The sequence below is a fragment of the Macrococcoides caseolyticum genome, from assembly GCF_002902665.1.
GTDB lineage: Bacteria > Bacillota > Bacilli > Staphylococcales > Staphylococcaceae > Macrococcoides > Macrococcoides caseolyticum.
The window spans coordinates 1-21,200 of the sequence record NZ_PPRM01000038.1 but is presented as its reverse complement, the minus strand read 5'-3'; the positions used below and the strand labels follow the sequence as shown (position 1 = coordinate 21,200).

The following is a 21,200-nucleotide window of genomic DNA, read 5'->3' as shown; positions in this document are numbered from 1 at the left end:
TAACTTACTAGGTTTAATTACACCCATAATATTTACACTATATATATTGGCTAAAGTATTTATATTTAACAGTGTACATAGCGATTACTGGTGGAAGATATTTATTGGGAACTTCATCTTATTATTAGATTTTTATATAGGGAATAAAGATCGTAATAAAAGACAACAAAAAGAATTGGAAAAAATGAAGATAAAAGATTACTAAAGACACATGATAAGTTCATGTGTCTTTCTCATCGACTGATTTCTTAGTTATATATATTATCCATACACTGTTCAGTAATATTAGTAGAAACAATGTGATACCTACATAGTTTGGCAGTAGAATAACATCCAATAAAGAACAGAACATTATTATGAGCAGTATTAGTGATATTAATGAATGGATGATGATTCTTTTATACACCATATTCTCAAACATGATTACTTTTCTTCACACTCCTTATTTCAAAAGTAAGAAACATGACACAGATTGCGCAATATAATATTGTGAACGTGTTGTCTTCACGTACCCATTGCATACATCCAAGTAACGAATCTTTATTTGAAGTCATTGTGAGCACCTCGTGTGATATATCTCTTTATGATACAAAATATCGCACTAGTAATAGAAATGTAAATAAAATCCATCGTTTGCAGTTTTTTGACTAATATACTTGTCAAAATGACTATCATAAATTACAATTAGATTATAAATGATTGAAAGGAGCTGCGCCTATTGAAGAATCGATTAAAGGAACTCCGTGCAAGAGAGGGATATAATCAAACCCAGCTTGCCAAACTTGCGCATGTTTCAAGGCAGACGATTTCACTTATCGAACGCGATGATTTCATGCCATCCATACTGACCGCTGTTAGAATCGCTAGAATATTTAATGAGCGGGTAGAAGATATATTTATATTTGAGGAGGATGAGTTATGAGTAAGAAAAAGAATAGTGGATTTCTAAAAATAATGATTGGAATGGCTCTTGGTGCTATCGCAGGATACAGTATTCCTGCACTCTACGATGCAGTAACATCACTTCAAGCAACATATAATATAAGAATCCTTTGGTATATCGTGCCGATATTATTTGTGATTGCTTTATACTTATATTTTAAATCTATCCATCAATTTAAAGCGATGAACAGTGATATCAATTTATCTGAAGATGAACGGTTTATCTACCAAGTGACCCATCATAATAAAGCATCAGCAAATGTAGTGAATGCCTATCATATATTGTTATTATCGCTTTGTTTAAGTATAACGATATTAATTGAACCTGAGACGTCACATATTATCATATTCGCTGTATACTTTATTGCTTGTGCAATATTTTATACATTCATCAGTAAACAGACGGCTAAAGTGTTAGCGGCATATCCGACGATAACAAACAGTGACGTGTCGATCGAGTTTGGAGATCCAAATTTGATGGAAAAAGTTATTGATGGCATTGATGAAGGTGAACGCTTAGTAATGTTACGTTCATTATCAAAGACATATGAGATTATGATTCTCATGCTTTCAGTGATACTCATGCTTCTCGGAATATATCAAGCAGCTACTGGGGAAAATCAGTACTTAGCCATGTTTGCAATTGCTGCAGTACTTATTTACTCAACAGTTGTATACTATAAGAAGAACGAGGAATTTAATCGTTAAGGAGCTGTCGTGATGAGGCACATAAAACGCAAGCCGAAGCAGTTTGTACTTATCGTGATTTTGACATTGGTCTATAGTTCAATTCATTTATACAGGAATGACCATATATTATGGAGCATAGTTTACTGTCTGTTGATATTTATCATGTGGATGACTTTCTTTATCACGACAAGCGATGAAGAGGAGATGAATGAGCAGCTTGATCAGGAAGTGAAGCGGCTCAATATGCCACGTGAGCGTTTGTATCAAGTAACAGGTTATAATCGCTATGAGGTTTCAAAGAGTGAAGATGGCCAAATAATCTTCTGGATACCAATGTCGAAGAAAAAAGTATTGCTGAAAAAATTAAAAGGTATGGAACCGGAGCAAGAATAAAGTAACTTTAAAGAGTATAAATAATCCAGCACACATTCACGTGTACTGGATTATTTTTTGGTATCATCGTATTTGATGTTAAACTATGAGTAAAACTTACTTAAAAGGTGAAGTCATGGCACATATATTAATTATTGAGGACGACAGGGATATTGCGGATTTATTAGCACTTACATTAAGCGGACATTATGATGTGACGTTGGCACATGATGGTAAAGAAGGTTATATGTATATTAAGGAACAGGCGTTTGATCTGATCTTGCTGGATCTCATGATGCCTTACATGAATGGTGAAACGTTGCTAGGCGAGATAAAGCATCATACAAATACAAAAGTGATTATTATTACGGCTAAGCATGAACTTGAACATAAAGTGAACTTGCTGACTCTTGGTGCAGATGATTATATTACAAAGCCTTTCTATCAGGAGGAGGTGCTAGCGCGTGTTATGGTGCAACTCAGGAATATCGAGAAAGGAAGCAGTCTTATCACGCATAGAGCATTGAAGCTGGACACTGAGAAACGTGAAGTGACTTTGAATGATAAAGGGATTCAGCTTACGAATTCTGAGTTTGATATATTGACGATATTAATGAAGCATCCGGAAGTACCGTTATCAAAGCAAAAGATATTCAACGCACTCGGGAATGGGACGTATGTTGGTGATGATAATACTGTCAGTGTGCATGTGTCGAATATACGAAAGAAATTCAGTCAGATTACTGATGAACCATATATTAAGACGGTGTGGGGGATTGGATTCATGCTCATATAAATCTTTATGATTTCTTTAAACTTTTCTTAAAGGATTTTAACAGTCGTTTCATTACAATGATATTAATTAATCTTTAAGGAGGGTATTATGGAATCCATCATCAGAACACATCAGCTCGAGAAGACGTTTAAAACGAATAAAGGCTTAAAACCACTGGATTTCCAGTTATTCAAAGGTGAAATCTGTGCGATTATCGGTAAGAACGGTGCAGGAAAATCGACTTTCTTCAAACTGCTGGCAGGACAATTACAGCCAACTGGTGGAGAAATGGCTTTCTTCGATTATGCAGCAGCAGAGTCGAATCGTGCGCGTAAACGTATGGGATTTATGATTGAAAGTCCTGAATTCTTTGCAGATCTTACAGCTTATGAGAATTTGAATTACTTTAGATTACAACGCGGTATTAGCAGTAAGGATGCGGTTAAACGCGTGATTGAAGCGGTGGATCTCTCTAAGTATCCTGCAACACGCTTTAAGGAATATTCAATGGGGATGAAACAAAGGCTTGGTTTGGCACTTACGTTAATGACAGGCCCAGACTGTCTTGTACTCGATGAACCGACAAATGGGTTAGATGCTGAAGGGATTTCAGATATTCGTAAATTACTGCTCAAGTTAAACAAAGAACAAGATATCACGATTCTAATATCAAGTCATATCTTGTCAGAATTACAACTCGTCGCAACGCGTTTTCTCTTTATCGATAAAGGACAGGTTATTGAGGATATCTCGAGAGAAGAATTACATAACAGAAATCGTAAGTCACTGAAATTAATTGTCGATCATCCATCACGCGCAGCACGTGTATTAGAAGAAAGCTTCACTGACTTAAAATATAGCGTGCTGCCGGATAATACGTTAAAGCTGGATAATCATGTAGAAGATGCAGCACAAATCAACAGAATATTGATGCAGCATGATATCGATGTGAAAGAAATTATGACAGAGACAAATAGTCTGGAAGATTACTTCTTAAGCTTAGAGGTGACGCCATGATGAACTATATGAGAAGTGAGACGTACAAGTTACTTAAGACAAAAGGCATCTACATCACTTATGCACTCTGTATTACGCTGCTGATACTTGCCGCACTGACGCTTTATTATTTTGGGCATAACGGAGAGTACTTCCCGTACTATAGAGCAGACTTCTACTATAACAATGTATTTGGAATGTGGCTTTTCATTGTGATGATAGGTGCAGTAATCAATTCGTTCCTGACGAATAAAGAGAGCAAACGTGTATTAAAACAAAGTATATCTTATGGGATTTCTAGAGCAACGATCTACTTCAGTAAATATTTAGTAGCGCTTATCGCATTTACAATCCTATGTATACTAGGTACTATTGTGCTGCTGACATGTGGACAGCTGTTCTTTCCGAAAGATTCGCGTGCAGTAGAGGAGTTCCTGCTCTCACTCATTAACTTCTCACCGATAATACTCGGCGCATTTAGTCTCGTACATGCACTTAATATGGTGATTCGAAGAGAAACAACAGCAATTGTATCATGTATATTCATCCTGCTTGGCACATCTACAGTAGCTTATATTCTCACTAAGATAAATAAAGCTTTTGACGTATTCTACAACCTCACACCAAAAGTGCTGAGTGATAGAGTGCTGTCAGAATTTATGAATCATAATGTAGAATTAAGTGCAGACTTCTGGATATCCAGTCTCATTATCACAACTTTGAGCTTATTCATTGGCTATCGACTATTTAAAAAAGAAGACTTCTAGAAAAGAGGAGAAATATGGGTATCGCATTCATTGTTATAACACTTGTATGTATCGCATCTTTAGTACTGAATGCGATGTACCATTATGACCTGAAGCATATTGCACAGCAGTTAACGGAAGTGAATCATAGGGCACACACAAACGAACGCATCCGCACGGAAACGCATTTGAAAAGAGTGAACGACGTAACAGATGGTATTAACGGACTGATTGATAAACAAATATCAGAACGTGTACACTATCAGAAGGAACTGCAGGCTCAAAAAGAAGAGTGGGCGAACGTGTCACATGACCTTAGAACACCATTGACATCACTTCGTGGATATATGGAAGTGATACAGAAAGAGGCAATGACAGAAGCGGAGCGTACGCATTACTTAACGATAATGGAACGTAAAATAGATGATCTGATAGAACGTATCAATACATTCTATGATGTGTCGCTAATAGAATCTGAAAGTATTCAATTAGAGCGTGAATATATAGCGATTAACAGTATTATCAATGATGTCTTGCTGCTCTACTTCAGAGAAATCGAACATAAAGACCTCGACATACAAATTACAGAAACAACGCACGAAATCTATATTGATAAGCAAGCAACCCTCCGTATTATTAACAATGTTATTGTTAATGCGCTCAGATTTGCAAAGCGCTATATCCATATACACTATGAGCAATCTGGAGACCAGCTGACTGTAACGATTGAAAATGATATGAAAGAGACAGTAACGAACCCAGCTAGACTATTCGAACGTTCTGTAATGGGAGATACGAGCAGACAAGGGACACATAACGGACTAGGGCTATACATCGTGAAGAAACTGATAGAACTGCAGGACGGCACTGCACATATTGAAGTGGATGAACAAGTATTTAAGATGCAGCTCATGTTTGAAAATTAATTAAAACAAGTCAGGAGTATGATACTTCTGACTTGTTTTTTAAATTAATCACATACTTTGTACCTTGTTTAGAAGTAGATACTTTTTATTATTTTTAGTCCTATCTTTAGGTTTAACTTCATTGAGTAATGCAATGATAAAATTAAAGATATAAACGAACGCGATAACTATTGCTGCACCTAAACGAAGCATGGCAATAATGATAAACCATATTCCGATATTGTGTTCCATTACTATAACCTCCTTTATGATAACAATATATAATCCAAATCTGAATAAATTATGAATTTCATATAAAAATCGCAATTGAAATCAAAATAATTTCATTAGGAAATTATAAAATAAAATTATAAGAGAGGTGAGTTGATGAAAGATATCAATCGAGTACTAAATATCATTGAAGATAATATATTAGAAAACTATACACTCGAAGAATTTGCTAGGTTAACTGGATATTCAAAATTTTATTTGTCGCGGTCATTTAAAGTAGCTACAGGATATGGTTTGTTTGAATATATTGTAGCAAGAAGAATCACCTTAGCCAGTGAATATTTATTGCATACGGATATACCGATAATCGAAATATCAATGATGCTAGGATTTCAGTCACAAGAAGCATTCTCAAGAAAATTTAAAGATATTTATTATTTTTCGCCTGGGAAGTATAGAAAAATGATGACAGTTTTAAATCAAAAACAAGAAGTGGAGGAGTATAAGATGAGTGATAGAATAAGTGGATGGATAGTATCTGGAACAGCACCTCAACTTTATGAATTTCAAATTGATGAAGAAGAGTTTCATTTTGGTAGAAAATCAGCTCGAATTACATCTATAGAAAGTGACGAACTTTATAATGACGGTACATTTGGAACATTGATGCAAAGTATTTTAGCAGACAATTATAAAGAAAAAAGAATAAGATTTTCAGCATTTATTAAAAGTAATGAAGTATATAAATGTGGGTTGTGGGCTAGAGTAGACGATAATAAATCAGATATTTTACAGTTTGATAATATGATGTCTCGACCAATTACTGGTACAAATCAGTGGAGCTACTATTCGGTTGTGCTCGATGTTGCGGATATCGCTGATTCTATCCATTTTGGAGTATTACTGATGGGGAAAGGGCAAGTTTGGATTGATCAGTTTTCAGTAGAAGAAGTTGATGTTTCAATTCCATTAACCAACACGTCAAATCAATCTTTATTCTTACCGAAACAGCCTATAAACCTTGATTTTGAAAGTTGATAGGTTATTCAAAAAAGAAGATACAAATGTATCTTCTTTTTCATTTTGCAATATATATATTGCAAAATGATGCGGAATAAAATACAATAAGTTTATAACTAGCGAGGAAAGTATGGTAGATATGCTAAATAATGTTAAAAAAATTAGGAGAGATAAAAAAATATCTCAAAGTGAACTAGCTAAGAGAACAGGTATAACTAGGCAGACAATTTCTTTGATAGAAGTAGGTAAGTACAATCCTTCATTAAAACTTTGTATTGAATTAGCTGAAGAATTAGATACTGATTTAAATACTTTATTTTGGAAAGTTGGAGAAGAAGATGTGGAGTAAATATAAAGATGAGAGAATTGAACATAATGATCAAGCGATGATTAATCGATGTTTTGCAGTTTTAGTTATTTTAGTAACAGCATTGCTTATAACTACATATTTTATAGATTTAACAATACAGAATATACAATTTGGACTACTATTAATCTTATTGATAACTGCTGTATTTGCGGTAATAGATTCATTTATCAATAGAACATTAGAAGTTGATGTTGAGCATAAAAAAGATATATGGCAGAAGTTAATAAAGTCGTTTATTCCGTGGGTTATCTCGTTTAACCTTTTAATTGCAGCACTAATTTACTTTGGTTATGTTGATGATATGCTGAATATTAATTATATATTTCGAATGATAGGGCTGGATTTGATATTAGGTGTAGCTTATTTAATTTATCTCTTTGTTTGGTTGAAGTGGTATACAAAATATAATGAAGAGGATGAAATATAAAAAGGTGGTAAAATAATGAACAATTACATTTTGAAAATAGTGAAGAGTTTATTGGTATTATTGATTGTATTTTTGATTGCTAAGGGAATTGATATGACTAGGATTTATGAACAAGACATTTCACCTGGTATTATATTCGCTGTATCATTTGCAATTATTTCATTAGGTGAATTTCCAAAAAAAGAAATGATAGATTAAGTTAATATATAGAGGTGAGTGGTAATGATGTTGAAAAGAAAGCCGAGTAAAAGTGCGATGAGAACATCTACAATAATTTCGATATTATTTGTAATTTTAAATGTATATAACATCATAAATACTGAACGAATGATGTTTTTAGTTTTTAGCATCATTTCATTATTAATTTTTACGACTTTTATAGTATTGAATATAAGAACGCTTCGTAAGATGGAAGAGCATAATAATTAGCATCTATAAGTAGATATAATGAATAAGCAGAACTCGCATTCTAATGGATGTGAGTTTTTTAGTTTAAAAGTTTAAGTTTGAGGTGAAATTTTAAAATGATTTTGTACAGTAATCCGAATAAGTGATGAAATAAATTCTGTTAGCAAATAAGAGTTTGTTTAAATAATTGAAATATTTTCCTTGAATTAATATTCCATACAAATGACCATTATTTTATAATATTAATTAAATAAAATAAAAGGGGAATGGATAATGTTTAGTTTTAAGAGAATTATGACAGTAGTCATCGCTATCGCATTGTTAGGAATCTTTGGGATAATTTCAATTCCATATGTAAAAGGCGAGCGAGAAGTATTTAAGAGTGAGAAAGTAAATGAACAGAAATCTAAAACAAGTGAAACAAAGAAGGAAGAAAAATCAGCTGCTAGTAAATTAGAAGAAGCGCTCAAGAAGCAGGATGTTTATGCGTTTGATGCAAAGTATGTCGTGCAGCATGATGACTTGAAAGCTTTATACCCTGATATGTTACAAGCGCTTGTTAAAAATAATACGAATAAGGATATTCGTGATATACAGTATGGTTTTGTAGCGTGGGACAAGAACGGATTACCAATTAAGATTAAAGGAAGTATTGATTTCGGAAAGAGCTACTTACGCGGTGTGAACGGAGATGCTGTAAATATTCCTGCGAAAGGTGAGTTCGGGAAGGCACATGGGTTTGAGATTGAAGCGAACCTTGGGATCGATAACTTTAAACCGGTAGTCGTCAGCTATACAGACTTTGAAGGGAAGAAATGGGATAATCCAAGTTTAGATGAATTTATGAAAGTATATGAAGGTAAACGATTGAAAGATATTAAAGATGGTAAGAAGTACGTGTTCTATCGAAACGGAAAGACGAAACAACCAGAAAAGTCTGAAACAGCGACTTTACCGGAAGATTTAGACCAGAAGAAGCTTGATGAGATCAGTAAGAACATTGAAGAAAAAAGCAAAATCTCTAAAGAAGAATTAGAAGCATACTTAGCATACCTTAGACTTATGGGATTCATTGCATACCTTGATGCCTATGAAGCGCTGTACGGGATAGATGACATTTATGGTTATTACGAAGTAGAAGAAACAGATCCGAGTGACTACAATTTCGACGACTACGACTTTGAAGACTATGAGGAGGAAGATGTCGACAGTTCAGAAAGTGATACAGAAGAATGGACTGACACGGAAGAAGATTATGACACGGAAGAAGATTATGATACTGAGAGTGAAGAAGAGGACACGGATGAACCTGTGACGGAAGAATCAATTGAAGAATCGATTGAAGAAGAAACAATCGAAGACGAGACGATTGAAGAAGAATCAAGTGAAGAAGAACCAGAAGAGCCATCAGAGGAAACATATGATAGTGAAACGAGTGTTGAAGAAGATACAGTGGAGTAGAATGGAAATCACAGTCTTCAGAGACTACTATTTTTGATTTTACGAATAAAGTCAATCTATAAAAAATAATTGAGAAAATAAAAAACCTCACTGACACAGTGAGGTGTTGGTATGAGTACGACTTTAACGCTTTAAGCTTATTTTAACTTAACCATGATCTTTTAGGATGAAGTGAAACACGTGTTCTTCTATAATAACGATAATCAGAATACACTCATATTCCTCACACCTATTATTGGGATAGTTGGCACATTCTTCGGTTTCATGATAGAAAAAGGATAGCTAAGAGCATTTATTCTTTTATTAAATATTCTTGTTGCTTCCAGTACCGGGTTAGTGATATTTTTCGGTACATTAATATTTGGTCTATAGCAGAAAGGTGGAGCTCCATGAATTTGCGTTCAGGTTTATTAATTTTCTTTTTTATGATGTTCGTTCTATCAACTATCTATAACATTTATACAGAGATAATGAGTGACAATATCGCTGATTCATTAGGTGGCTTCTATAGCTTATCAGTGCCGATGCTGGCATTAGCATTTTATCCTGATTTAATAGATAAATCCTCTAGAAGTATCCCGGTGTTTGTATATAGATTATTGATATTTGTTTACGCTATTGTATTATTTAGTTTTATGATTAAATACCATGCATCTTGGTTCTTATTATTCTTTGAAGGTGTCATGGTTCTAGTGACGGGAGTATTAGTATATAGTACGTTCAGAAGGCTGATACAAATTGAGAAATAAAAAGACGCAAGGGACTGCGTCTTTTTACGTAGTATATGATTTCAAGTTTTACTGAATCAATTTTAATCACTTGAATGCGGCGCCAGCAACAGTTCATAGCGCTCAGCTATCTTTTCATAACCTTGTCGCTGATACATATCGCGTGCGGTGTCATTTCCATCTGCAATAAGGAATACCTGCTTGCCATGTGCCAAGTCATACACCGCTTCTTGCAGGCGACTCCCGATACCACGTTTACGATACGTTTCAATCACGTAGAAGTCATCGATTTCTACCGTCTTGTCTTCTATAATCGCTTCTATCTTACCTGCAGGCATATTGTCTATGTATGCGACAATCTGTAGTATGTTATGCTTTAACAAATAACGTCTATGTGTCTCGTCTTTCAGCTTTACAAAGTCTTCTCCGTACTCGATTTCTCCTGTAGCACAGACCTTTAGGAAGTCATCGAATATTGGTCCGTCCTGTGTAACCACCTCGCAAACGACCTCATCGTTACGTCTTAACTGCTTCGGATGCTTTAGTTCATACAATTCCATCATCTCTAGGTTACAACCATGTGATTTCGCATAAGCGACAATTGATTCCGGAATCACTTCGTTGTCAGGAAAGATGAATAATAGATGCTGTTGATGATGTTTCATATGAAAATCACGCTGATACGATAGATCTTCTTTAAATAGTTCTAGCGTCGGCATCTCTTTATATTCGAAGTAGTTTGCGTAATACTTAATCAACTGGCTCGGCGTATGGTAGTGAATATAACGAGCGTTTTCTTCTAATATGTCCGCACTATTATGTGTCTCTTTAAATGATAGCATGTTATTACCTCGCTCTTTATTCTTTATTCTTTATTATACATGATTTTATATATACTATATATTTTACAGTAATTGTATTAAAATGGTATTAATATGATAAGAGAGGTGCTACATGGATAAAACGGATTTCAAGAGAACGTTTCAATATTTTATAAAGAATTTATTTAACTTTAAAGGGGAACTGCCGTTTCATCTGTATAAGAAGCTGATGACTATCCCGTTTATTCTTTCGCTTGTTATGATTGTCTTATTTTTTATCTACATATTCCAAGATTTTAGCTACCCCTATGACGATTATTCGATGGAAGAAGCAGCACGTCGTGAAGGCCTGGATCAGTTCAAGCGATTTAGTTTTTTCATAGGATTATTCTCCTTACTGTATTTATCATCTTTATCTACAGAGATAAAACGATTCAGATTTCTAAGGAAGTCACCAGCTGTGTATTTATTACTTGGATTCATAGGTTTACCTATAATCTATGCGTATAGTTATTATTCTAACGTTATTATGCATAGTACGAGTACCGTCGGCATATTACTTATCATTTTAATACCGTGGTTTGCGAACAATAAGAATAAACCGACCGACCGCGACAAATTGTATGAAGACTATGATTTTGAGGATATCGAAAAGTTGGAACAGTGAAGTTATATTAAAATATATAGAAAGATGGTCATGATATGACGAAGAAACTATGGCTAAATTATCTTATCTATGGAACCATTGTAGTGATGTTATTATGGTTATTGATTGATAGTGGCGTGCAGCAGGAACCGTTTATATTTACTTTTCTTATAGTAGTTTTAATTGGACCATTCTTTATCATTCCTCACGAAACAAGGCTCAGACAGTTACTTCATACAGATCGACTGGCAGGGTTAGAGCAACGTGTAGCACAGAAGAAGTATGAATATACAGTTCTGGCAGTGATGTTGATTATCTCTTTGTTATTGCATATGTATTACAAGATGAATGATATGGATACATCAGGGTTGTTCGGTTTTACGGTTGCTATTTTCGGTGCAGCAGTAGGTACGAACATGAGGCATATTGTTGATAGACAGGAGATAAAAGAAATAAAAGAGAAAGCCATGTTGAAGTGAATAAACTGCACCCCGAAAGTTAGATTTTAAGTCGAAATTTCAGGGTGCAGTTTATTTGTATTAAGCCTTTTATTTCTTGGGCAATGACTTAATCTCATCACGCTTACCATTTAAAACATCGTCTAAATATTTACCATATAACCCTTCATCGTCTTTAGAAATTAAATGACCATAACCTTCCAGCACGATACGTTTTGTATCCCATCCCTGACTTCGATAGAAAGCCTCACTTTCCTTACTTTTCTTTAATGTATTAAAGCCTTTCGCGTATTTGTCAGTACCGTCATCATGTTCTCCTGCAATCCATGTTAATGGGAATGATTCCTGGATGACGTCACTTTTGGGTAATGTATCTGTAATACCTTCAGACTTCGGTGAGCCTCCACCACCAAATAATACGGCACCACCGCGTTGCACACCTGCTTTCTTCAAATCATGAAGCAACCAGTATGCCACTTCTTCAGAACCTCCCGAGAATGACCCGATCCATAAGTTGTCGTGATCTGGTAATGCGCGAATAAGCTCGACGAGATATTCATTATTCTGCTCCCCGTTTGTCCACCAAGTCTTGTCCTTACTTGGCGTCTTAGGTAAAATGAGCGTTAATTGATGTGCTGCAGCTGCCTGTTTTATACCGTGTGGTCCTTCCAGATAATACTTTGTATCAGGTTCATAAAATTCTGCTGCCCCGTCACCATGTAGCCAGAGCAACGTTCCTTTTGCGTGTTTTGCAGGGTAGATAAGATAGTTAATCTGCGTACCATCACTCGTAGTGAAGTGTTCAGGATTATTTGCTTTGTGGGTTACAACATGCGTCTTTTTATTCGCGATGATAATGAATAGAGTAATCAGAACGATTAAGCTGAAGCATATAATAATAAGTTTATTTCGTGATGTATTTTTCATAGCGCATCCTTTCGAACATTAATATGTATATATTATAAGTCTTTTAGGTGTTTAAGTTCGCCAGCTTCGTAGTTAATCGAATTACCATACTTTGCATGATAGTCCTGCATTATAATCGCCAGGTCATTTGCGTCCATACCTTTTGCATTTTGCGTCGTAATATTGATATCTTTGTATCCAATCTTATTATTCAGACGCATCGCTTTTTTTGACATCGCGTTTTGACTTTTAAGCAATTCATGAAAATTTTCAACTTCAATCGACACGAATAATTTCCCGCCCATAGTTGTCAATGCAATGTCTCTGACATCTGTCCATTTAATGAGCTGATCTTTCGTTGAGATTGCACTGGAGTAATCGTAGAAACCTTCATTGTTAAGTATCACGAGGTCATGGCCATCAATAAGTAATTTAATATGATGGAAAGTAAAGAAACCAAATATTAATAAAATGAAGATACCAAATAAAATGGCGAACAATGTATTATACTCTATTCCTATATATAGAAAAAAAGCGCCTAGTGCAGTAAGGCCGAGGGACATAAAGGTTATAAAAGCTTGTTTTACGATACTTTTTCTGACTATTAATTCATCCATGTTCTGCACTCCTTCCTATATTTGTGTATTATTATACCCTAATCTTTGCAAATAAAACTTAAAAGGACATCTAGATCAAATACCTTTCTGTCCTATGTTAAAATATACATATTATATTAAAAGGTAGAGGTAATTCATATGAAATCATTCTTTGAATATTACAAGCCGTATAAGGGTTTATTTATACTTGATTTTGGTTCAGCGGTATTTGTCGGCGTACTGGAACTCATCTTTCCATTAATGACGAGTTTGTTTATTGATAAGTTGCTCCCGTCGAAAGACTGGCCGAATATCGTGCTTGGTGCGGTCGGTTTGTTTTTAGTGTTCGGGTTTGTCACGCTTCTTAAATTTATCGTGACTTACTGGGGACATAAGCTCGGGACAAATATTGAACGTGATATCCGGAATGAACTGTATCAGCATATGCAGCGTCTGAACTTCGGATTCTTTGACCGTAATAAGACAGGGAAGCTCATGGGTCGGCTGACGAATGATCTGATGGATATCGGTGAACTTGCACATCACGGTCCTGAAGAGGTGTTCGTTGCCGTGATGACGGTCATTGGTGCGTTGATTATTATGCTCACGATTGATGTGAAGCTTGCGTTAATCACGTTTTGTATCGTACCGCTTATCTTCGCTTTAACGTTATACTTTAACCGTAAGATGACGACGCAATTTCGCAGATTGTTTGGCAATGTATCTGCGTTCAACGATGTCATCGGTGAGACAATCGGTGGGATTCGTCTAGTACAGGCATTCACGAATGAACGTTATGAGAACGAACGTTTTAAAGAGACGAATGAAGACTTCAGACGTACGAAATTAAAGGCGTATAACTACATGTCATGGAACACATCGATTGGTTATATCTCACAGAAGTTTACGTTGATCATTGTATTGATATTAGGCTGTTACTTCGTATTACAGAACATGATGAGCTATGGAGAGTTCGTTGCATTTATTATGATTACGGATATATTATTCAAGCCGTTACAGTCGATTAACCTGATCATCGAACTCTTCCCGAAAGGTATTGCTGGCTTTAGCAACTTCAAGGAAATTATGGCGACAGAACCTGCTGTTAAGGATAGTGCGCATGCTGTAAGTTTTGAACAGATACCGGAAGAGATTGTCTATGACCATGTGACGTTCAAGTACGGCGAACAGACGATTCTTGACGATCTATCGTTTTCAATTCAGCGCGGGGAACATATCGCACTTGTTGGACCGAGTGGTGGGGGCAAGACGACAATCTGTTCATTGCTGCCGAGGTTCTATGATCCATCACACGGTGAGATTACTTTGAATGGACAGAATATAAAGGACTATACGTTAGCATCTCTGCGTAAACAGATTGGTATCGTTCAGCAAGACGTATTTCTCTTTAGCGGTACATTAAAAGAGAATATCGCGTATGGGAATTTAGAAGCGACAGATGAGGAGATTATGTGGGCAGTAGAACAAGCCCAGCTGAAAGCGTTTGTTGATACGCTGCCAGAGGGTATCAACACGATTGTAGGAGAACGCGGTACGAAGTTATCAGGGGGGCAGAAGCAGCGTGTTTCTATTGCGCGTATGTTCTTGAAGAACCCGCCGATTATTATACTGGATGAGGCGACAAGTGCGCTTGACGTTGAAACAGAGAATCGTATACAGGCCGCATTTAAACGCTTATCAGAAGGGCGTACAACACTGACGATTGCCCACCGTCTGTCAACGATAAGAGATGTAGACCGAATTCTTTTTATAGAGAACGGGCGCATCGTTGAAAGTGGCAGTCACGACGACCTCATCGCACAGCAAGGTAAATATTATCGATTACAGCAGGCGCAATATGCACAAGTCATGTCGTAAGCAAGAACCGACGAATCATTCGTCGGTTTTTTATATTTGAAACTTAATAATTAAATTGACACTTAATCCGATTTAGAATTATGATGTAAATAATGGAAGAAAATACAAATGAAGTGTGGGATGGATGATGAAGAAGATATTGCTCGGTTTATTTATTGTATTCTTAGCAGTTGGCGCGATAAGGGATACGAAAAATTATGTGTTAGGTAACGACCTCACAGATCTAGAAGTGGAATCAGGGATATATAGTGGACAATATTTAGATTATGAAGAGGCGTCAAGTGCAATGAGTGATGCAATGGGTGAGAAATTTAGCGTCAAAGCAAGTCACGCAGATCGTACTTTTAAACTGCCGAACGGTCATTATTATTCATGGAAGATGATGGACGGAGATTACAAACGTTCACAATACTTATATACCGGGTTTATCGAAAACATCTCAAAAGACACGACGGAACTGACATTTCCAGAGAATGAATTTAATCTGGTCAGTGTAAATGGAAAGTTCGAACAAAAAACATGGGATATCAAGAGTAAGGCTGGGGTGCATCATTTTCAGTCAGGTGTATTCAGTAAAGCGACAAAACTTGAAAATCGCATCATGACAAATGACGATGAATCAGAAGGGGTTACTGTAGCAACAGAGCTGAAAGATGGCGTTATTCAGATGAACGAAAAGGGTATATGGCTCGATAAAGCGAACAATAAGGTTGGTATGAATGAACCGATGAAAGCATTCGATACAGAAGAGGCGGCAGTAAGTGCTGCTACGCAGGAAGTATTCGGTAAGGCAGTCGGCGTAATTAAATCTAAGAATATGAACTTCCATATCTATCAGAATAAAGTAGATGCATTTAATGAATATACTGTCATACCTGTACGTATGAAAGAGCATCAATATTATGCAGGTCGGTATGAACGCTTTACATTTATAGCGGATACAGTGGTTGATACTCACACAGAAGAAGCGGTGGAAGGAATAACTTATAAACTTCACTTCCAGCATGATGTAGACAAACTGAAGCAATATAAGAAACAGTTGAAAGATGGCCAAATGGACATTGGTGTAGAAGTGAGAGGTGAAGATTATGGAAAATAATATGTCGATTAAAGATGCATTTATAGCATTCTGGACGAAAGGATTCACATTCACAGGACGCGCACGCCGCAGAGAAGTCTGGCTGAATATACTTGCAACCATCATTATTGGATTGATTCTTACAATCGTAGTCTTATTGCTTGAGATAATGACTGGCGGACGTTATCATGTGATGGATCATTACGGATTTGTAGCAGGTACGATATTTCCATATATCACTACTATACCAACGATGGCACAGGCAAGCCGCCGATTACATGATATTAATATGAGCGGTAAAATTGCAATCGTCATCACAGTATTATCAGCAATCTTAAGTTTTATCACAGAACAAATGACAGGCACGTTTCCGGTAAGCTTAGATACAATATCATTACCAATTATATTAATTACGCTATTCACGGTTCTTGGAGGATTGTTCTTATTTATCATCAATTTCATTAAAGGTAATGAAGGCGATAATAAGTATGGCAAAGACCCGAAACGCGTGTAGAAGATGCACCCAACTCGATGCAGCTGGGTGTGTTTTAATATATTAAAAGGGCATGTGAAGTACTTGGATAAAGTGTATGTGCCAATATTTTTAATGTAATATTTTTGAAGAAAATTATAGAAATAAGATTAGTAACAATGATGGAGATGTTGTAGAAAAATATTAGTACTATTTTAATATAATAAATCATAACCTTTGTTGTAACTTAATCGTAAGTGTTATTATATTAGTATGATTAAGAACAATAATATAAAGTTGAGGTGGGGAATATATGAACAATAAACATTATGATGTGATTTATATCGGAAGTGGTCATGCAGCATGGCACGGCGCACTTATCTTGAACCAGATGAAGAAGCGTGTAGCGATAATTGAAAAAGATAAGATTGCTGGTACGTGTACGAACTATGGGTGTAATCCTAAAATCTTATTAGAAGGGCCATTTGAAGCGATTGAGTCTCTCAAGCATTATGGTGATATTGTAGATACGCTCCCTCAAGTGAACTGGTCGAAGTTAATGGATTATAAACGCGAGACGATTAATCCGATGCATGAAGGATTGGAACAAATCTTCAAAGATCAGGGCATTGATATTATCAAAGGTGAAGGGCTGCTGAAAGATGCACACACGGTGAGCGTTGATGGAACAGAATACCACGCGAAATTTATCGTGCTTGCAACGGGACAGCGCAGTCATGTACTAGATATTGAAGGTAAGGAACTTATGCACAACAGCACCGACTTTATGGAGCTGGATACGTTCCCTGAACGCATCACCTTCCTGGGTGGTGGTTATATCAGCATCGAGTTCGCTTCAATTGCTGCCAAGATGGGCAGTGAAGTGTCGGTGATTGGTCATTCTGATACTGTGCTGAAGCAATATCATCAGCCATATGTACAGAAACTGGTCAAGAAACTGGAAGATGAAGGTGTGACATTCCATCTGAATATTGATGTCAATAAGCTTGAACAGACAGAAGATGGTCTAAAGTTCACTGACGACAAAGGCTTTGAACTGTATACAGATTACGTTGTAGATGCAACAGGACGTGTACCGAATGTGGAAGGCATCGGATTAGGGCAAGTGGGTGTGGATTACGATAAGCACGGTATTAAAGTCAACAAGTTCATGCAGACATCTGTGCCAAATATCTATGCAAGTGGAGATGTCGTTAGTAAGAAAACACCTAAATTAACACCGACGGCAACATTCGAATCTAACTATATTGCGCTCAATATACTAGGTAACAATGCGGATAAGAAGAAGTTCCCGTTAAAAGCATTGAAACTCTTACCGATTAAATATCCTGCAATCCCGAATGTGGTGTATTCGCTGCCAAGAATCGCGCATGTGGGGATGACCGTCGAGGAAGCGGAACGTAAATCAGGATATAAAGTGAAAACTATTAAATTTGGGGAACAGCTGGAATTTCAGTATAAACATGAACGTGAAGCGGAAATGAAGGTTATCCTTGATGGAAGAAATAGATTAAAAGGTGCGGTTATCTATGGCAGTGCCGCAGACGATCTTATTAATATCTTGACGCTCATCATTAATAAGAAGATGAGCGGCCGAGAAGTAAATAGGATGATATTTGCCTTCCCGAGTGCATCAAGTGGTGTTATCCAACTGCTAGGTATGCATATGATGGGCGTTGATATCGATTTATAAGAAATGAACCTCGCTCAATTTTGAGTGAGGTTTTTTTAAGGGCCACTTCGAGAGATAAAATGGTTGTTGAGTGTGTAAGATGGCCCGTGTTTATTATTTATGAGCCACTTTGAGAGATAAAGCAGTTGTTGGACGTTCAAGATGGCCTATGTTTATTATTTATGAGCCACTTTGAGAGATAAAATGGTTGTTGAGTGTGCAAGATGGCCCGCGTTTATTATTTATGAGCCACTTTGAGAGATAAAATGGTTGTTTGGTGTGCAAGATGGCCCGTATTTATTATTTACGGGCCACTTTATCTTGGTCAGGTTCATTGTGCATAAATCTTCGCATATTTAAGGTGAAAGCTACAAGTAGAATGATTGCCATAGAAGCCCAGCTGATGATACCACGTATCTCATAGTCCATAAGAATTAAGATGATATTCACGATAGCCAGAATGATGACAAGCATGATAAATGATTTTTGAGATTTTTTCATAATATTTCTCCTATTCTTATATTTTCCTATAATTATACATCTGTTAAAATAAATGACAAAGGAATGTGACGACATAAAGAGAAGCATGCAACTCCTGCATGCTTCTCTTTATATGTTATTGATCTACCCCGTCAGTACATCTTCTTTCGGATACGTATAGAGCGCTTTCTGTGGTTTAGAGAATGTCAGTACGATGGTTAATACACCAATCTTACCAATCATCATCATCAGAATAATGAGCAACTTTCCGATAACAGAGAGTTTCGCTGTGATGCCCATCGTCAATCCGACTGTGCCGAATGCTGATATGACTTCGAACATTACTGCAAGGAATGGCAGATCCGGCTCTGCGATAACAAGCGCCAAAGTGATGATAAATATAAATGTAGAGCTCAATACGACAATTGCGAAGCTTTTAAAAAGATTTTTAGTATCGATGGCTCTTTTGAATAAACTGATTTGTTCACGTTGTTTAATATAACTGATTGTCCCGAAGAAGATAACGACAGCTGTCGTCAACTTAATCCCGCCGGCAGTTGATGTTGATCCACCTCCGATAAACATGAATAGCATCATCAACAAGATGGTCGGTGTTTGTAGTGCACCGATATCTATGGTATTAAATCCTGCTGTTCTTGTCGTAATAGCCTGGAAGTAAGCCATCTGAAACTGATCGAACGTATTATGGCCACCGAGCGTCTTAAGATTATTCATTTCAAGTAAATAGATGGACAGTGTTGCGAACGTATTAATAATGATTGTGCCGAATATCATGATTTTCGTATGCAGCCTAAGATGACTAAACTTTTTTTTCTGGTATAGATCAAGAATAACAGTAAATCCTAATCCTCCAAGAATGATTAATGTAGTGATAATAAAGTTAGTTAAAGGATTTGTCTGATACTGCACGAGATTATCACTGTGCAGTGCAAAACCGGCATTGTTAAATGCGCTTACTGCAGTAAAGAAACTATTGAATAATCCACGTTTAATCCCGAGCAATGGGACCCATTCAAGAGCTAGCAATACCGCACCGATCGACTCGAATAAAAGACTGATCAGTAACAGTTTAAGAACAAGACGCAGTATGCCGCCTAAGTTTTGCTGGTTCAAAGCTTCCGTAGCTAATGAACGGCTTTTTAGTCCTACCTTACGACCAAGCATGATAAAGACGATCATCGCTAATGTGATGATCCCGAGTCCGCCAGCCTGTACAAGGATCATAATGATAATATGACCAAATGTATTGAAATTTGCTGTAATATCTATCGTTGCAAGTCCAGTCACTGTAAATGCACTGGTTGCAATAAACAGACAGTCGATAAATGATGTTGGCTGTCTTTGTGCTATCGGAAGTGCCAGCAGCATTGTGCCGATAGCTAAGAAGATGATGAACGAACTGATAATCACGAGATATGGATTACTTTTTTTCTTTTTCACTTAGAAACCTTCTTTAATATTTGATAGCAATAGATTACATGATAAAGATATAAATTACAATATACATCTATCTTTATTTGTTGTAAAAAATTAGGTATAATGCAACATCTAGTAAGTAGGGAGGTAGATTGATATGAATCGATGTAAGAAGTGCAATTATCCTTATCGGTATGAGGATATGTTTAGAGCATCATGGCAGCTCTTTACCGATGTTAAAGTGCCGTGTCCAAAATGTGCACATACTCATTATATATCTGAGAAACAGATTGCTAAGATTTATCTGCATCTTTTTGTAGTAAATTTAATAATAATGATGGCAGTTAATATATTTCATCTGCATTCGTATGTATTACTTACGTTATATATCGTATCCCTTGTTTTATTGATTATCTTCTTTCCGTTACTTAATAGAATTACAGAATATCCTGATAGTTTCTTAAGGAAGTCTATTCAATAGAAGAATGAAAAAGGCATGGAAAGAATGATTTCCTTAATTTGTTGCAGCCGGAAAAGATGTATTTTCAAATCTAAAAAAATGAAAGGAATCAATTGTGATATGCTCCCTATAAGGTAGACACTTAAAAAGTGAAAATTTTATAGGGAGTTTTTAATTTGAGAAACAAGAAAATTTCATTTGATA

The 21,200-nt window shown here is 36.2% G+C and carries 27 protein-coding genes; 21 read left to right on the top strand and 6 right to left on the bottom strand.

Annotated elements, in window-relative coordinates:
- The 8 genes from CD152_RS12050 to CD152_RS06540 all read left to right on the top strand — a co-directional run.
- Positions 1 to 205, top strand: a 205-nt coding sequence (locus tag CD152_RS12050) for a hypothetical protein (protein ID WP_205757039.1), incomplete at its 5' end; no start/stop codon positions are given.
- Positions 206 to 718: 513 nt separating this feature from the next.
- Positions 719 to 922, top strand: a complete 204-nt coding sequence (locus tag CD152_RS06570; protein ID WP_101035854.1) for a helix-turn-helix transcriptional regulator — start codon at positions 719 to 721, stop codon at positions 920 to 922.
- Positions 919 to 1,650: a DUF3169 family protein gene (locus CD152_RS06565; protein ID WP_101140823.1), complete on the top strand. Its 732-nt coding sequence runs from the start codon at positions 919 to 921 to the stop codon at positions 1,648 to 1,650. Before CD152_RS06570 ends, CD152_RS06565 begins: the two co-directional genes overlap by 4 nt.
- Before the next feature lie 12 nt (positions 1,651 to 1,662).
- Complete coding sequence (locus CD152_RS06560) at positions 1,663 to 2,025, top strand: hypothetical protein (protein ID WP_101037535.1); 363 nt, start codon at positions 1,663 to 1,665, stop codon at positions 2,023 to 2,025.
- Positions 2,026 to 2,110: 85 nt separating this feature from the next.
- Positions 2,111 to 2,800 (top strand): response regulator transcription factor, encoded by a 690-nt coding sequence (locus CD152_RS06555; RefSeq protein ID WP_231845547.1) that lies wholly within the window; start codon positions 2,111 to 2,113, stop codon positions 2,798 to 2,800.
- An 87-nt stretch (positions 2,801 to 2,887) separates the two neighbouring features.
- Positions 2,888 to 3,796 carry an ABC transporter ATP-binding protein gene (locus CD152_RS06550; protein WP_101140822.1) on the top strand — a complete coding sequence of 303 codons (909 nt, stop codon included), beginning with the start codon at positions 2,888 to 2,890 and terminating at the stop codon, positions 3,794 to 3,796.
- A complete protein-coding gene (locus tag CD152_RS06545; protein ID WP_101143460.1) occupies positions 3,793 to 4,542 on the top strand; it encodes an ABC transporter permease in 750 nt (249 codons plus the stop codon). The genes CD152_RS06550 and CD152_RS06545 overlap by 4 nt, the downstream gene beginning before the upstream one ends.
- A 14-nt stretch (positions 4,543 to 4,556) precedes the next feature.
- On the top strand, positions 4,557 to 5,447 hold the full coding sequence (locus CD152_RS06540; protein WP_101140820.1) for a sensor histidine kinase: 891 nt from the start codon (positions 4,557 to 4,559) through the stop codon (positions 5,445 to 5,447).
- 48 nt (positions 5,448 to 5,495) lie between these two features.
- On the opposite strand, the gene CD152_RS06535 is transcribed toward CD152_RS06540, so the two are convergent.
- A complete protein-coding gene (locus CD152_RS06535) occupies positions 5,496 to 5,678 on the bottom strand; it encodes a hypothetical protein (RefSeq protein WP_101035848.1) in 183 nt (60 codons plus the stop codon).
- Between the two features lie 135 nt (positions 5,679 to 5,813).
- On the opposite strand from CD152_RS06535, the gene CD152_RS06530 reads away from it, so the two are divergent.
- From CD152_RS06530 to CD152_RS06500, 6 genes are all read left to right on the top strand, one after another.
- Positions 5,814 to 6,695, top strand: a complete 882-nt coding sequence (locus CD152_RS06530) for a helix-turn-helix transcriptional regulator (RefSeq protein ID WP_232237420.1) — start codon at positions 5,814 to 5,816, stop codon at positions 6,693 to 6,695.
- A 121-nt stretch (positions 6,696 to 6,816) separates the two neighbouring features.
- Positions 6,817 to 7,026, top strand: a complete 210-nt coding sequence (locus tag CD152_RS06525) for a helix-turn-helix transcriptional regulator (RefSeq protein ID WP_101035897.1) — start codon at positions 6,817 to 6,819, stop codon at positions 7,024 to 7,026.
- The gene (locus tag CD152_RS06520; RefSeq protein ID WP_101035877.1) at positions 7,016 to 7,474 is read left to right on the top strand and encodes a hypothetical protein; all 459 of its coding nucleotides are present in this window, start codon (positions 7,016 to 7,018) and stop codon (positions 7,472 to 7,474) included. Before CD152_RS06525 ends, CD152_RS06520 begins: the two co-directional genes overlap by 11 nt.
- A gap of 15 nt (positions 7,475 to 7,489) precedes the next feature.
- A complete protein-coding gene (locus CD152_RS06515) occupies positions 7,490 to 7,672 on the top strand; it encodes a hypothetical protein (RefSeq protein WP_101035878.1) in 183 nt (60 codons plus the stop codon).
- Positions 7,673 to 8,155: 483 nt separating this feature from the next.
- Positions 8,156 to 9,343 carry a DUF5780 domain-containing protein gene (locus tag CD152_RS06505; protein WP_103214544.1) on the top strand — a complete coding sequence of 396 codons (1,188 nt, stop codon included), beginning with the start codon at positions 8,156 to 8,158 and terminating at the stop codon, positions 9,341 to 9,343.
- 389 nt (positions 9,344 to 9,732) lie between these two features.
- Entirely contained in the window at positions 9,733 to 10,092 is a 360-nt protein-coding gene (locus CD152_RS06500; RefSeq protein ID WP_101152052.1) for a hypothetical protein, read from the top strand.
- Between the two features lie 62 nt (positions 10,093 to 10,154).
- On the opposite strand, the gene CD152_RS06495 is transcribed toward CD152_RS06500, so the two are convergent.
- Positions 10,155 to 10,913 carry a GNAT family N-acetyltransferase gene (locus CD152_RS06495; RefSeq protein ID WP_103214543.1) on the bottom strand — a complete coding sequence of 253 codons (759 nt, stop codon included), beginning with the start codon at positions 10,911 to 10,913 and terminating at the stop codon, positions 10,155 to 10,157.
- A gap of 112 nt (positions 10,914 to 11,025) precedes the next feature.
- Between CD152_RS06495 and CD152_RS06490 the strand changes: the two genes are divergently transcribed.
- Both CD152_RS06490 and CD152_RS06485 read left to right on the top strand, forming a co-directional pair.
- Positions 11,026 to 11,559, top strand: coding sequence for a hypothetical protein (locus tag CD152_RS06490; protein ID WP_101143840.1), 534 nt, complete (start codon positions 11,026 to 11,028; stop codon positions 11,557 to 11,559).
- Between the two features lie 35 nt (positions 11,560 to 11,594).
- Entirely contained in the window at positions 11,595 to 12,017 is a 423-nt protein-coding gene (locus CD152_RS06485) for a hypothetical protein (RefSeq protein ID WP_103214542.1), read from the top strand.
- Between the two features lie 69 nt (positions 12,018 to 12,086).
- Here the strand turns inward: CD152_RS06485 and CD152_RS06480 are convergent, their stop codons facing one another.
- Both CD152_RS06480 and CD152_RS06475 read right to left on the bottom strand, forming a co-directional pair.
- Positions 12,087 to 12,923: a hypothetical protein gene (locus tag CD152_RS06480; protein WP_103214541.1), complete on the bottom strand. Its 837-nt coding sequence runs from the start codon at positions 12,921 to 12,923 to the stop codon at positions 12,087 to 12,089.
- A 32-nt stretch (positions 12,924 to 12,955) separates the two neighbouring features.
- Complete coding sequence (locus CD152_RS06475) at positions 12,956 to 13,519, bottom strand: STM3941 family protein (protein ID WP_103214540.1); 564 nt, start codon at positions 13,517 to 13,519, stop codon at positions 12,956 to 12,958.
- Positions 13,520 to 13,657: 138 nt separating this feature from the next.
- Here CD152_RS06475 and CD152_RS06470 point away from each other — a divergent pair, with 138 nt between their 5' ends.
- The 4 genes from CD152_RS06470 to CD152_RS06455 all read left to right on the top strand — a co-directional run bounded on the left by CD152_RS06470 (position 13,658) and on the right by CD152_RS06455 (position 18,640).
- A complete protein-coding gene (locus CD152_RS06470; protein WP_103214539.1) occupies positions 13,658 to 15,376 on the top strand; it encodes an ABC transporter ATP-binding protein in 1,719 nt (572 codons plus the stop codon).
- Positions 15,377 to 15,503: 127 nt separating this feature from the next.
- Complete coding sequence (locus tag CD152_RS06465; protein ID WP_146424532.1) at positions 15,504 to 16,475, top strand: hypothetical protein; 972 nt, start codon at positions 15,504 to 15,506, stop codon at positions 16,473 to 16,475.
- Positions 16,465 to 16,968 (top strand): DUF805 domain-containing protein, encoded by a 504-nt coding sequence (locus CD152_RS06460; RefSeq protein ID WP_099483497.1) that lies wholly within the window; start codon positions 16,465 to 16,467, stop codon positions 16,966 to 16,968. Before CD152_RS06465 ends, CD152_RS06460 begins: the two co-directional genes overlap by 11 nt.
- 271 nt (positions 16,969 to 17,239) lie before the next feature.
- Positions 17,240 to 18,640: a dihydrolipoyl dehydrogenase family protein gene (locus CD152_RS06455; protein WP_103214538.1), complete on the top strand. Its 1,401-nt coding sequence runs from the start codon at positions 17,240 to 17,242 to the stop codon at positions 18,638 to 18,640.
- A 279-nt stretch (positions 18,641 to 18,919) separates the two neighbouring features.
- Here the strand turns inward: CD152_RS06455 and CD152_RS06450 are convergent, their stop codons facing one another.
- The gene (locus CD152_RS06450; RefSeq protein WP_101142243.1) at positions 18,920 to 19,120 is read right to left on the bottom strand and encodes a hypothetical protein; all 201 of its coding nucleotides are present in this window, start codon (positions 19,118 to 19,120) and stop codon (positions 18,920 to 18,922) included.
- Positions 19,121 to 19,243: 123 nt separating this feature from the next.
- Complete coding sequence (locus tag CD152_RS06445) at positions 19,244 to 20,560, bottom strand: TrkH family potassium uptake protein (protein WP_086039172.1); 1,317 nt, start codon at positions 20,558 to 20,560, stop codon at positions 19,244 to 19,246.
- A gap of 133 nt (positions 20,561 to 20,693) precedes the next feature.
- On the opposite strand from CD152_RS06445, the gene CD152_RS06440 reads away from it, so the two are divergent.
- Positions 20,694 to 21,017, top strand: a complete 324-nt coding sequence (locus tag CD152_RS06440; protein ID WP_101140804.1) for a TIGR04104 family putative zinc finger protein — start codon at positions 20,694 to 20,696, stop codon at positions 21,015 to 21,017.
- Positions 21,018 to 21,200: the final 183 nt, after the last annotated feature.